11 protein-coding genes and 1 pseudogene are annotated in these 13022 nt (G+C 67.0%); 10 read left to right on the top strand and 2 right to left on the bottom strand.

What is annotated here, in order from left to right; genetic code table 11:
- The first annotated feature begins 36 nt into the window (after positions 1-36).
- Entirely contained in the window at positions 37-984 is a 948-nt protein-coding gene (locus HDG32_RS24490) for a L,D-transpeptidase (protein ID WP_184071363.1), read from the top strand.
- A gap of 36 nt (positions 985-1020) precedes the next feature.
- Here HDG32_RS24490 and HDG32_RS24485 read toward each other — a convergent pair whose 3' ends face one another.
- Positions 1021-1890, bottom strand: coding sequence for a DMT family transporter (locus tag HDG32_RS24485; protein WP_184071361.1), 870 nt, complete (start codon positions 1888-1890; stop codon positions 1021-1023).
- 86 nt (positions 1891-1976) lie between these two features.
- Complete coding sequence (locus HDG32_RS24480) at positions 1977-3533, bottom strand: AarF/ABC1/UbiB kinase family protein (protein ID WP_184071359.1); 1557 nt, start codon at positions 3531-3533, stop codon at positions 1977-1979.
- Between the two features lie 295 nt (positions 3534-3828).
- Here HDG32_RS24480 and HDG32_RS24475 point away from each other — a divergent pair, with 295 nt between their 5' ends.
- The 9 genes and pseudogenes from HDG32_RS24475 (at position 3829) to HDG32_RS24435 (ending at position 12887) form a co-directional block, all read left to right on the top strand.
- A complete protein-coding gene (locus tag HDG32_RS24475) occupies positions 3829-4584 on the top strand; it encodes a DeoR/GlpR family DNA-binding transcription regulator (RefSeq protein WP_184068108.1) in 756 nt (251 codons plus the stop codon).
- Between the two features lie 506 nt (positions 4585-5090).
- The gene (gene phnS, locus HDG32_RS24470) at positions 5091-6182 is read left to right on the top strand and encodes a 2-aminoethylphosphonate ABC transporter substrate-binding protein (RefSeq protein ID WP_184071357.1); all 1092 of its coding nucleotides are present in this window, start codon (positions 5091-5093) and stop codon (positions 6180-6182) included.
- 73 nt (positions 6183-6255) lie between these two features.
- A complete protein-coding gene (gene phnT / locus HDG32_RS24465; protein WP_184071355.1) occupies positions 6256-7356 on the top strand; it encodes a 2-aminoethylphosphonate ABC transport system ATP-binding subunit PhnT in 1101 nt (366 codons plus the stop codon).
- A complete protein-coding gene (locus HDG32_RS24460; RefSeq protein WP_184071353.1) occupies positions 7334-8296 on the top strand; it encodes a 2-aminoethylphosphonate ABC transporter permease subunit in 963 nt (320 codons plus the stop codon). The genes phnT and HDG32_RS24460 overlap by 23 nt, the downstream gene beginning before the upstream one ends.
- The gene (phnV, locus tag HDG32_RS24455) at positions 8286-9149 is read left to right on the top strand and encodes a 2-aminoethylphosphonate ABC transport system, membrane component PhnV (protein WP_184071351.1); all 864 of its coding nucleotides are present in this window, start codon (positions 8286-8288) and stop codon (positions 9147-9149) included. The genes HDG32_RS24460 and phnV overlap by 11 nt, the downstream gene beginning before the upstream one ends.
- Positions 9150-9263: 114 nt before the next feature.
- On the top strand, positions 9264-10019 hold the full coding sequence (locus HDG32_RS24450; protein ID WP_184071349.1) for a phosphonate utilization associated transcriptional regulator: 756 nt from the start codon (positions 9264-9266) through the stop codon (positions 10017-10019).
- Between the two features lie 106 nt (positions 10020-10125).
- Positions 10126-11406, top strand: a complete 1281-nt coding sequence (phnA, locus tag HDG32_RS24445; RefSeq protein WP_184071567.1) for a phosphonoacetate hydrolase — start codon at positions 10126-10128, stop codon at positions 11404-11406.
- A pseudogene (locus tag HDG32_RS24440) lies at positions 11403-12323 on the top strand (aldehyde dehydrogenase family protein). Before phnA ends, HDG32_RS24440 begins: the two are co-directional and overlap by 4 nt.
- A 3-nt stretch (positions 12324-12326) precedes the next feature.
- A complete protein-coding gene (locus tag HDG32_RS24435; protein WP_184071347.1) occupies positions 12327-12887 on the top strand; it encodes a phosphonate degradation HD-domain oxygenase in 561 nt (186 codons plus the stop codon).
- Positions 12888-13022 lie beyond the last annotated feature (135 nt).

The following is a 13022-nucleotide window of genomic DNA, read 5'->3' as shown; positions in this document are numbered from 1 at the left end:
TGGGTTTGCGCAGCCGTCGTCTCGAGTGCCGGTGCGATGGCGGCGCCGGTTCATGCGGCGGCGCCCGGTAGCGCTCAGTCACCTGCATCCGCGACATCAGCGGCGCATACGGTGAGTCTGGCCAATCCGGCCAACGCACGGAATGGCGCGAGCCGGCCGTTGCCCACGATCGACGCCGCCACCATCGCCGCGCCCGACGCGGCTGGCGTCGTCGATCCGCGCCGCGCGTTCCTGCTGCGCGACGTATTCGCGCGGGACGTGACGCGCCGGCTCAGACTGCCCGTCGCGGAGCAGCGTGCGTACGCCAACCGTCTGGAGACGGCGCTCAATGAGAACGAGCTTGGCAATCTGTCGGGCGAGTACGTGGTGCTCGTCGATCGCAATGCGAACGTGCAGGCGCTCCTGATTTACTTCCGCCCGGCGCCCGCCGACAACTGGCAGATGATCGGCGCATCGCCGGTATCCACGGGACGGCCCGGCGAGTACGACCACTTCATCACGCCGCTCGGCGTGTTCGAACATACGCCCGACAACATGGATTTCCGCTCCGAGGGCACGCAGAACGAAAACCATATTCGCGGCTACGGACGGCGCGATATGCGCATCTTCGACCTCGGCTGGGCGCAGGGCGAACGCGGCTGGGGCAAGGGCGGCATGTCGCAGATGCGCTTTCAGATGCACGCGACCGACCCCGAGCGGCTCGAACCGCTGCTCGGCATTCGTCATTCGAAGGGCTGCGTGCGGATTCCCGCATCGCTGAACACGTTTCTCGATCACTACGGGATTCTCGACGCAGCATATGCGCAGCTCGTCGATTCCGGCCAATCGCTGTGGGTGCTGAAAAGCGACCGGCAGATCATGCCGTGGGCGGGGCGTTTTATCGTCGTGGTCGATTCGCAGCGCAAGAGTCGGCCGGCGTGGTCGCCAGCACCGGGCGCGGTTGCGCGAGCGAAAATGCCCGCGCGCGCGGATACGGCCGACTGACGGGCGCTTGGTGGCAATACTGGCGCGCGGCGCCCCTCACGACCTCGCCAACAACACGCCGGCCAGCGCGACCGCAAATCCGGCGATCTGCACTGGCAGCAGCGTTTCGCCGAACCCCAGATACCCTTCGAGCGCGGCAAGCGGCGGCGCAAGAAACAGCAGAGCAGTCGCGCGCGCCGCATCGCCGCGCCGGACCATCCAGACGAGCAACGTGACGCTGATGCCGGACAGCATCACGATGCCCCACGCGAGCGATGCCCACAGCGTCGGCGACGCGATCCAGCGATGCTCACCGAGCGCCAGCGCCAGCACCCCCGCGACGATCGCCGCGCCGACGTTCTGCACGGCGCTCGCGCCGCGAATATCGGCCTTTGCGAGCGAGGTCTTCTGAAACAGCGTGCCCGCCGTGATCGCCCCCACCGCGACGATCGATATCAGCACGACCAGCCACGCGGGTGCGTTGCCGTGCGTGGGCGGCGTCGCGGCAGCGAGCTTCGGCGCGAGCACCAGCACGACGCCGGCGAGGCCGAGCGCCATGCCGCTCCAGCCGCGCCGCGACAAGCGCTCGCCGAACAGCGGCGCGGCGACGGCGGCCGTCGCGAGCGGCTGCAGCGCGCCGAGCAGCGCCATCACGCCGGCGCTCAGACCTTGCGCGACGGCCCAGTAGCCGGCGCCGAGATAGACGCCTTGCAGCAGCGCGCCCGCGGCCAGGTGCTTGCCGAAGTCGCGTCCGGTCGGCCAGGCTGCGCGCGCGACCAGCGTGGCCAGCGCGAAGACCAGCGCGGTGCCGCCGAAGCGGGCAAGCAGAAACAGATTGGGATCGGCATAAGGCGTGATCGCGCGGGCGACCACGAAACCGGTCGACCACAGCACGACGAAGACGGCGGCAAGAAAGGAAGCGAGCATCGAGGCGGGAGGCGTGAAAAAGCCGCCATGTTGGCGGCACGGGCGGCGCGCGTCTTGTTCAAAGCTGCAAGGCGCGCGCGGGACCGTCACCACGCGAGCAGCGTCATCCCCGCTCCGAGCACGCCGCCACAGACGACGCATGCCCACAGCAGCCAGCGCGTGCGCCGGTATTCGCGCGCGAGATCCGCGAGCAGTTGAGCGTTCTGCTGCGGGGTGCCGGTGCGATCGTGCTGCTGCAGATAGCGCACCGCCAGTTGCGGCACGCGCGGCAGCATATGCGCGAGATGCGGCAGCTCGTGTGACAGTCGCTTGAGCCAGCCCCGATGATCGAGATCGCGTCGCGCGATATCGGCGAGCACGCCGCGCGCGATGTTCCATGTATCGATGCCCGGATGCAGCGCCCGCGCGAGCATCTCCGCCTGCTGGAACGAGCGCTGAGCGGTCGCGAGCGCGCCCGGCACGTGGCCGTCGAACGGTTGCACGTCGTGCAGCAGATGGTGAAACAGCGAACCCGCCGAGCGATCCTCGGGCGCCGCCGCGAAGTGCGCTTCGGCGCGCGTGCGCAACTCGGCTTCGAGCAGCTCGGCGCGCGTGTCGTCCGGCACGTGGCCGGCCTCGCGATGCATGTCGGCGAGCCGCCCGTAGTCCTGGTCGAACAACGCGGTCGCGCCGTGCACGAAAAATTCGCGCTCGTCGCTCGACAGCGTCGCCATGATCGAGAACTCCGCGAGCACGAGGCGCCCGAGCGTGTCCGGCTCGATGCTGACGCGCACGCGGCGCGCATCGAGCGTCGCGTGGAAGAAGCCATGCTCGAATGCCTGCTCGGTGATGACCTCGACGATATGCGCGGCGAGCGGCGCCAGCTTGATGCCGTGCGCGTGCAGGCCGGGCAGGTCGCTCGCGGGCAGCGTGTTGATGCGCTGCATCGTCAGCGTGTGGTCGGTGCACAGCTCCCAGATCACGTCCGGCACGACGATGCGCTTGTCGCCGTCGAAATGGTGGCCGGTCTGGCTCAGATTCGCGGCTTCGGCGCGCAGGTCGAAGCGGCGCAGGATGTCGTCGGTGAAGGTTTGCGCGAGCGCGCGCAACTGCAGCCGGCGCGCGACGCGCGACAGCTTTTCGAGCCAGCGCGCGACCCAGCGCAACAGGCCGAGTTCATCGCCGATCTGCTGCAACTGCTGCGCGCGCACGAGCTTGACGGCGACTTCGTGATGACCTTTGAGCGGCATCGCGAGCCGCGCGAAATGGGTCTGCTCGGCGAAGCCGCTGCGCACCGGCACGAGGTCGACCGCGCTGAACAGCTCGCCGAGCGGCCGGCCGAACGCGCGAGTCAAAGCCAGCGCGGAGTCGTCCGGCGACAGCGGCACTTCCATGTGATCGATGGCGTCCAGCGCGTCATGCAGCGTGCCGCTCGCGAGCTCGGGGCGCCCGGCGAGCGTCTGCGCGAAGCGGCTCGCGAGCGGACCGAGCGCCGGCAGCAGACCATGCAACTGCGCGCCGCTGCGCTCCGACGCATGCACGCGGCCGATCAGTTCGATCATCCAGTGCAGCTTGTGGTCGGGCGGGGCGGCGAGCCAGATCAGGCGCGCGCCGTAACGCAGCGCATGGAACAGCAGCAGTAGACGGCGAAACAGTGGCGGCATCGGCGGTTCGGTTGACGGGCGAGGCGTTGTGCGCGGGACTCGGCCGGGCGGCGGCGTTGCGTTCGCCGCATGGCCGGCCAGTCCAGCCGTCAAGGTTAGCAGGTCGGCGCGATGGCTGGCGTGTTCGCGCACAAGGGCGGCTCGATGCAAGCCGAGCGCGCCATGAACGCGCCCCCACGCCACCCTGAGCGCCACCTGCACGCCAGCACCAACAACGCGCAATACGCGTAATACAATACGGCGGCCTTCCTCAACCACGGCGAAACCCAAGCGTGCCGGCTTCCGGCCTTCTCAGATGCTCGCAGAACAACGTCATCAATACATCCTCGCGCAAGTCGCAAAGAACGGCGCGCTGTCGGTCGCCGAACTGGTGCGCGAACTGAACGTATCGCGCGAAACGATCCGTCGCGACCTCAACGCGCTGGCCGGCCGCGGCCTGCTCGTGACGACACACGGCGGCGCGTTGTCGAGCGATCGGCGCGAGCCCGATCTCGATACGCGCGAAGCCGAGAACGCCGGCGCGAAGCGCGCGATCGGCGAGCGCGCGGCCGAGTTCGTGCCGGACGGCGCGTCGCTGATCATCGATTCGGGCAGTACCACGCAGTCGGTCGCGCGCGCGCTGCTCGACCGGCATCGGCTGACGGTCTACACCAACGACTGGCGCATCGCGCTGCTGCTCGGCCGACGCAACGACAATCGCGTGACGCTGCTCGGCGGCGAGCTGTCCGATATCGAAGACGCTACGTTCGGCCTCGACACGGTTCAGCAGCTCACGCAGTACCACGCCGATTTCGCATTCATTGGCGCGGGCGGAATTTCGCCGGACGGCTATCTCACCGACTACAGCCGCATGGCGGCCGAAGTACGCAGCCGCATGATCGCCGCGGCCGACATGGTGGTCGTCGTCGCCGATCATTCGAAATTCGGACGCGTGACGCCGGTGCGCATCAATGGGATCGAGTCGGCGCGGTATCTGGTCACCGAACTGGCGCCCGAGCGCGCGCTTGGCACGGCGATCACCGCGCATGGTCCGGAGATTCTGATCGCCTGAGACGGGCTGGCGGGGCGGTTCCCGCCGCGTTCGTACGCCGCTCGCGCTGAGCGACATTCCGCGCCCGCCAAAATCTAAATAAAAAAAGCCACCCGCCCCCTCCGCATTTTCCCGACGCACCGTGCATACATCGTCATTTTCGCCATGTACGATCCACGCGGGATCGGCGCGCGGGGCTCCGCTTTTGGGTGGCGCGACGAATTCCATCGGTTGGCCCGAGTTGGCAATTTGTGTCTTTTTTTGGAATTCTGCACAATCGTCATGGCCTTGTCATCGAAACCTGTGATTCTTGCCGTGCCCGCTCAGGCGCGGCAGGCAGCGCGGGTGTGGTAGGGGGCTGTCAGTCACGCTGGGCGAGAAGCGGCAAGGTTGTCGGCAATCTGCAATCCACGACAGACCGGCGCGGCAACCGCAGCGGGCAACACGCAAGCGGCGCGTGCCGCCGTTCAATCACTACAGGTATGGGTTATCCCGACCGTCTGGTTTTTAGCTTCGGAGAGAGCGACATGAAAAAGACGAATTCCCTTCACGCCGCGGCCGGCCTCGCGCGCAAACTGCTGCCGGCGCTGGTCGCCGCGGCCGCGTTCGGCGGTGCCGCGATGCAGGCTCATGCGGCCGACGCCGTCGTGCTGTACACGGCCGACGGCCTCGAAAATCTGTACAAGGATGTGCTGCCGGCCTTCGAAAAGAAGGAGGGCGTGAAGGTCAATATCGTCACGGCGGGTAGCGGCGAAGTCGTGAACCGCGCGACCATCGAGAAGGATCAGCCGAAGGCCGACGTGCTCGTCACCCTGCCGCCGTTCATTCAGCAGGCCGACCAGAGCGGTCTGCTGCAGGCGTACCAGAGCGCCAACTACAAGAACGTGCCGGCCATCGCGAAGGCGCCGAACGGCGCGTGGGCGACCTTCGTGAACAACTACTTCTCGTTCGCGATCAACCCCGAAGTCACGAAAACCGAGCCGAAGACGTTCGCGGACCTGCTGCACCCGGACTTCACCGGCAAGGTCGCGTATTCGAATCCGGCGACCGCCGGCGACGGCATGGCGGTGATCATCCTGACCTCGTCGCTGATGGGCGAAGACCAGGCGTTCGACTATCTGAAGAAGCTCGAGCAGAGCGCCAAGTTCCACACCAAGGGCACGGGCTATCTCGACGTGCTGCTGTCGCGTAACGAGATCGCGGTCGCCAACGGCGATCTGCAGATGGATCTCGACGACGCGGCCAACGGCGGCCTGTCGCTGAAACCGGTGTTCCTCGCCGCCAAGCCCGGCGGTCAGCCGACCACGTTCCAGCTGCCGTACGCGATCGCGCTGATCAAGAACGGTCCGAACCAGGCCGAGGGCAAGAAGCTGATCGACTATCTGATGTCGACGCAAGTGCAGTCGAAGGTGCCGGACATCTTCGGCATTCCGGGTCGCAGCGACGTGCCGCTCGCCGGCAAGAACGGCGAAGCGGTCAAGCAGGCGATCAGCGGCGTCAAGCTGATTCCGGTCGACTGGAACCACGTGATGGCGAAGAAGGCCGACTGGACCGCGCGCTGGAAGAGCGACGTGATCGGTTCGTCGGGCAAAGAGACCGAAGTGGTCAAGCCGAAGTAAGTCGATTCAGGCGGCGCTTCGCGTGTAATGCGCGGCGCCGCATCAGCATTGATCCTGTTGGAGGACGACTCCGGTGAATACGGCCAGTCTCGCTCACCCCACTGCGCCTGGCGCTCCGCTGGATGCGCTCGACGCCGCGCGTTCGGACACGCCGGGCGGCGTGCAGATCGATCACCTGACGGTGCGCTTCGGCGCGCGCACGGTGCTCGACGATCTGTCGTTGACCATCCGGCGCGGCGAGTTGCTCACCGTGCTCGGCCGCAGCGGCTGCGGCAAGACGACCTTGCTGCGCTTCATCGCGGGCTTCATCGAGGCCGACGGTCTGGCCGGCACGCTGACGGTGGCCGGCCGCGATCTGACGCACATGCCGCCGCACAAGCGCAACCTCGGACTGCTGTTCCAGAGCTACGCGCTGTTTCCGCATCTGACGGTATTCGAGAACGTCGCGTTCGGGTTGCGCGCGCGGCGTATTCCGGCGCGCGACGTCGCGCGCCGCGTCGCCGAGGTGCTGAAGCTCGTGCAGCTCGGCGATGCCGGTCACGTGATGCCCGCGCAACTGTCGGGCGGCATGCAGCAGCGCGTGGCGCTCGCCCGCGCGCTCGTGATCGAGCCCGACGTGCTGCTGCTCGACGAACCGCTGTCGGCGCTCGATGCCAATCTGCGCGCGTCGGTGCGCTCCGAACTGAAGGCGCTGCATGAACGCCTGCCGAATCTGACGATCGTCTGCGTGACCCACGATCAGGACGACGCGCTCGTGCTGTCCGACCGCACGCTGCTGATGCGCGATGGCCATATCGCGCAGCTCGGCACGCCGCAGCAGCTGTACGACTCGCCGGCCGACGGCTTCGTCGCGCGCTACCTCGGCGCGGCCAATCTGCTGCCGCCGCAGGTCGCGTTCGGCATGGACGACGCGCGCTACAACGAGCGCGAACGTGTCGCGTGTCTGCGTCCGGAGGCGCTGCGCATCGTGCCGCTCGGAGAGGGGCAGTTGCACGGCGCGATCGCGTCGGTCGAGTGGTACGGCGCGGCCTTGTCGGTATCGGTCGTGCTCGATGCGCTGCCGAACGACCCCGTGCTCGTCACGCTGCAGCGTGGTCTCGGCATGACGCCGGAGAAGGGCGCGCGTGTTTCCCTGCGTTACGAGGCTGGCGATGTCGTCCTTATCAAGCCCTGATACGTCCAACCCGCTCGACCTTGCCGCGCAAGCCGAGGCCGAAGCCGCCGCCGCGCGCCGTCTCGCGAGCGCGGCGGCGCACGCAGCCGCCGTCAAGCGGCGCGAGCGCCTCGCGCAATGGCATCTGCTGTTCATTGCAGTCGTGGTGCTCGGACCGCTCGTCATCTATCCGCTGGTGCGGCTCGTGATGCTGAGTCTGACCGGCGCGCATGGCCTGTCTGGCCACGCGTACGTAACGTTCTTCGGTAACCCCGAAACGCGCGGCGTGATCGGCACCACGCTCGGCATCCTGTTCGCGAGCGCGAGCCTGGCGTCGCTGCTCGGCGTGGCGCTCGCGTCGCTGCTGTTCTTCAAGCCGTTTCCGGGCGCGCGCATGGTCACGCGCTTTCTCGAACTGTTCGTCGCGTTCCCGTCGTTTCTGGTCGCGTTCACGCTGATCTTTCTGTACGGCTCGCAAGGCTCGGTCAGCATCGGGCTGCAGCGGCTGTTCAATCTGCAGGCGCCGCCGCTCGATTTTCTGTTCGGCATCGGCGGCGTGATTCTCGCGGAAGTCGTGTTCTATACGCCGTTCGTCGTGCGTCCGACGTTGGCATCGTTCGCGCTGCTCGACCAGCGACTGATCGAAGCCGCGCGCAGCCTCGGCGCGAACGGCCTGATGGTCGCGTTCAAGGTGATCCTGCCGCTCGCGTGGCCGGGCATCGCGGCCGGCACGATCCTGTGTTTTCTGCTGACGCTCAACGAGTTCGGCATTCTGCTGGTGCTCGGCAGCGCCCATCTGATCACGCTGCCGGTCGCGATCTACAGCGCCGCCACCGTCGATCTCGACCTGCCGACCGCCGCCGCCGGCGCGGTCGTGATGCTGCTGATGTCGTTGTCGTTGTACGCGTTGTACCGGCGCGTCAATCGTCGCAAGGTGAAAGGAGCCGGTCATGGCCGTTGAACTCGATCCGACCGTGCTGCCGGTCATGCACAAGAAGGGCCGGCCGGTGCGGCACAGCCTCGCGGTGCGACTGCTCGGCGGTCTGTTTCTCGGCTTTGCCGCGCTGCTGTGCTTCTGGCTGTTCGTGCTGCCGGTGTTGGTCGTCGCGCTATCGAGCGTCGCGTCGCACTGGTCCGGCACGATCCTGCCCGACGGCTTCAGCATGCGCTGGTTCGAGCGCCTCGGTTCGAGCGACTTCGACGCGCTGACCACCAGCCTCGAAGTCGGCATGGGCGTCGCGGTGCTCGGCACGACCCTCGGTTTGTGGCTCGCGCTCGCGCTCGAAGGACGCGACCGGCGCGGCCTCGGCGCCGTCATCGACACGATCGCGATGATGCCCAACGGCGTGCCGAGCGTCGTGCTCGGCCTCGCGGTGCTGATCGCCTATCACAAACGGCCGCTCGATCTGTCGAGCTCGGCGGCGATCGTGGTGTTCGTGCAGCTCGCGCTGGTACTGCCGTTCTGCTACCGCTGCGCGGCCGCCGCGCTGCGCCCGGAGCTGACCGTGTTGCGCGAAGCGGCCGCGAGCCTCGGAGCGCCGCCGTCGATGGTGCTGCGCCGCGTCGTGTTGCCGCAACTGGTGCCGGCGATACGCGCGAGTCTCGCGCTCGGCTTTGCACTGTCGCTCGGCGAACTCGGCGCGACGCTGACCGTATATCCGCCAGGCTTCGCGACGGTGCCGATCGTCGTCGTCGGGCAGGTGGAACGCGGCTATTACCTGCCGGCTTCCGCGCTGTCGCTGATTCTGCTGCTGGTCTCGCTGGTCGCTCTGCTGCTGATCGCGGCGCGCGCTCCGCGGCGCCGGATCGACTGACCCGAGTGAGCCGACTGACCCGACTGATCCGAGTGATCGGCGAGCGATTTCGTTGATCTGAAGCACGCGCGCGAACCGGTCAGCATCGATGTAGATGTGGCAAAAGTTGTCCAAATGACCGAATATATGCACTCTGCTTCCGTCGATCCGATCGAGGTCCTGCGCCGCCATTCGCTGACGACGCTGGTGCGCGACGAGATCGAGCGGCATATCGTCGGCGGCATGCTGGCGCCGGGCGACAAGCTCAACGAAGCCGACTGGGCGGCGCGATTGCAGGTGTCGCGCGGGCCGGTGCGAGAGGCGTTTCGCGCGCTAGAGCAGGCGGGTCTGGTGCGCACCGAGAAGAATCGCGGCGTGTTCGTGCGGACGGTGTCGCTCGCGGAGGCGGACGAGATTTACGCGGTGCGCGCGGTGCTCGAAGAGGGGGCGTGCCGGATGCTCGCGTCGAGCATCGATGCGGGCAAGCTCGCGGTGCTGCGCGACTGGGTCGACGCGATGCGCGCGGCGCTCGCGTCGCACGATCACGATGCGTATGCGCGCGCGAACGTCGCGTTTCACGGTGCGCTGGTCGCGGCGGCGGGCAACACGAAGTTGTACGACACGTATCGCAGGCTCGTCAGCGAGCTGAGCCTGTTTCGGCGTGCGGCGCTAGTCGTGCAGGCCGACGCGATGGCGCGCTCGCTCGCCGAGCATCGCGCGATTCTGACAGCGCTCGCGTCGCGCGATGCGGAGCAGGCCGCGCAGTTGATGCGCGCGCATGTGCAGGGCGGGTTGCAGCGCGCGCATGCGGCCTGCGAGGCGGCGGGCGATGCGGCGCACGAGCAGCGCCTCCCGGCAGGCGCGGGTGCGGCTGGCTCGCGCGGGCGATGACGGCGCGGCGATGAAGCCGAGGCAAGCGTACCGGCAAACGCCGCGGCAGCTTCGCCCCACGAACAGACAACCCGGCGATGAAGCCTTTGCAATGACAACCCCGGCAATGGAAAACCACGCGATGACACACCCCGAGCAACGCACGATCGAAGTCAACGGCCGGAGCTACCGGCTGCCTTCGCAGCCGACGGTCGTCGTCTGTGTCGACGGCTGCGAGTTTGCGTACCTGGAAGCGGCGGTCGCGGCCGGCGTCGCGCCGTTCATCGGTTCGATGCTCGAGGGCGGCGCGGCGTTTCGCGGCGACTGCGTGATCCCGTCGTTCACGAACCCGAACAACCTGTCGATCGTGACCGGCGTATTGCCGTCCGTGCACGGCATCTGCGGCAACTACTTCTGGGACACCCACGCGAACGACGGCGCGGGCGCGGCGGTGATGATGAACGATCCCGCCTACCTACGCGCGCCCACGCTGCTCGCGGCCGCCGCCGACGCGGGCGCCGCGGTCGCCGTCGTCACCGCGAAGGACAAACTGCGCGGGCTGCTCGGCTCGCAGTTGAAGGGCATCTGCTTTTCGGCGGAGAAAGCCGACGAGGTGACGCGCGAGGAAAACGGCATCGACGACGTGCTCGATCTGGTTGGCCTGCCATTGCCCGACGTGTATAGCGCGGGGTTGTCGGAATTCGTGTTCGCGGCCGGCGTGCGGCTCGCGCAGACACGCAAGCTCGACCTCATGTATCTGTCGACGACCGACTATATCCAGCACAAATGGGCGCCCGGCACCGAAGGCGCGAACGCGTTCTACGCGATGATGGACGGCTATCTCGCGAAGCTCGACGCGCTCGGCTGGGTGATCGGCCTCACCGCCGATCACGGCATGAACGCGAAGCACGATCCGCAGACCGGCGAGCCGAACGTGATCTATCTGCAGGACTTGCTCGACGACTGGCTCGACGCGTCGACGGCACGCGTGATTCTGCCGATCACCGATCCGTACGTCGTGCATCATGGCGCGCTGGGTTCGTTCGCGACGGTCTATTTGCCGCGCGAGGTCGACGCCGCGTCCGTGATTGCGCGGATCGGCCGCCTGCCGGGAATCGAAGTCGTGCTCGATCGACGCGCCGCGTGTGCGCGCTTCGGGCTGCCTGAGGATCGCATCGGCGATCTGGTCGTGATCGGCACGAAGCATGTGGTGCTCGGCACGCGGCGCGACGAGCACGACCTGTCCGGGCTCACCGTGCCGTTGCGCTCGCACGGCGGGATTTCCGAGCAGGAAGTGCCACTGCTGTTCAACCGGCGCGTTCAGCCATCAGCCACCGGCAGCGAAGGCAAACGGCTGCGCAATTTCGATATCTTCGACGTCGCGCTCAATCGCGTGTCGACATCGTGAACACGGCGCCGCGGGACCATCCTGAGTTCCGCGCCGAAGCGCTGCGGCTGAGCGGCGAGCGCGCGACGCGCGCCCGGACGCTCGACGTGTTCGATCCTTATACAGGCATGCGCGTCGGCACGGTGCCCTTCGCCAGCATCGACGATGTGCGCGCCGCGTTCGACTACGCGCTCGCGTATCGCGCCGACGCTGTCGCGCTACGAGCGTTCGCAGATTCTCGAGCGCGCGGCGGTGCTGCTGCGTGAGCGGATCGAACCGGCGTCGGATCTGATTTCGCTCGAGTCGGGTCTGTCGAAGCAGGACTCGCGCTACGAGATCGGCCGTGTCGCCGACGTGTTCCGCTTTGCCTCGTTCGAGGCGTTGCGCGACGACGGTCAGAGTTTCTCGTGCGATCCGACGCCGCATGGCAAAAGGCGTCGCGTGTTCTCGCAGCGCGAGCCGCTCGCGGGCGTGAACGTCGCGATCACGCCGTTCAATCATCCGATGAACCAGGTCGCGCTAATGAGGCGGTGGCCGCGGGCGCGCGCCTGCGCCGCGGCAACGAGCGCCGCGGCGCGTTGTATGCGCCGACCGTGCTCGACAACGTCGATCCGTCGATGACGCTCGTGCGCGAGGAAACCTTCGGGCCGGTATCGCCGGTCATCGCGTTCGACACGCTCGACGATGCGATTCGCATCAGCAACGGAACACCGTTCGGGCTGTCGTCGGGCGTGTGTACGAACCGGCAGGACGCGATCACGCGTTTCATTAATGAGCTGCGCGTGGGCACCGTCAACGTGTGGGAAGTGCCAGGCTATCGGATCGAGCTGAGGCCGTTCGGCGGCATCAAGGATTCGGGGCTAGGCTACAAGGAAGGCGTTCAGGAAGCGATGAAGAGCTTTACCAATCTGAAGACGTTTTCATTACCTTGGGAGTAACAGGTGGCATTGAGTCTCGACGATATCCGTGTGCTCTTCGAGCGACACGGCAGCCTCGCGTATAGCGGCGAGCCGGTGACGCAGCTCGAGCACGCGTTGCAGAGCGGCGCGCTCGCCGAGGCGGAAGGCGCGAGCGACGAACTGGTCGCCGCGGCGTTCTTGCACGACCTCGGCCATCTGCTGAACCTGCAAGGGGAGACGCCGACGGAACGGGGTGTCGACGATCTGCATCAGTATTTCGCCTTGCCGTTTTTGCGGCCGGTGTTGTCGGATGCGGTGCTGGAGCCGATTCGTCTGCACGTCGACGCGAAGCGCTGCCTGTGCGCGATCGACGCCACCTATTTGGGCCAGCTGTCCGCCGACTCGGTGCGCAGCTTGCAATTGCAGGGCGGGGTCTTCAGCAGGGAAGAGGCGCAGGCGTTTATTCAGAAACTGTACGCCGAAGACGCGATGCGTTTGCGCCGATGGGACGATCGCGCGAAAGAGAAGGATCGCGCGACGCCGGGGATTGACCATTATCTGGCCGTGGTCGAACGGGCGATGCGCGCGCATGCGACTGCGTGAGTCGAGGTGTTTTGGGTCGCGGCAGGTTGCGCGCCGAGCGGTCAAAATATCGCTTGCAAGTCCCGATGTCGGCGACTAGAATTCCGCTCTTTCGCGCTCCGGACGCCGGGGTGCGGAGAAGCGGGAAGCCTTTGA

This window comes from Paraburkholderia sp. CI2 (assembly GCF_014201055.1).
Taxonomy (GTDB): domain Bacteria; phylum Pseudomonadota; class Gammaproteobacteria; order Burkholderiales; family Burkholderiaceae; genus Paraburkholderia; species Paraburkholderia tuberum.
Note: the sequence above shows the minus strand (reverse complement) of the source record. Positions and strands in the feature narration are given on the sequence as shown.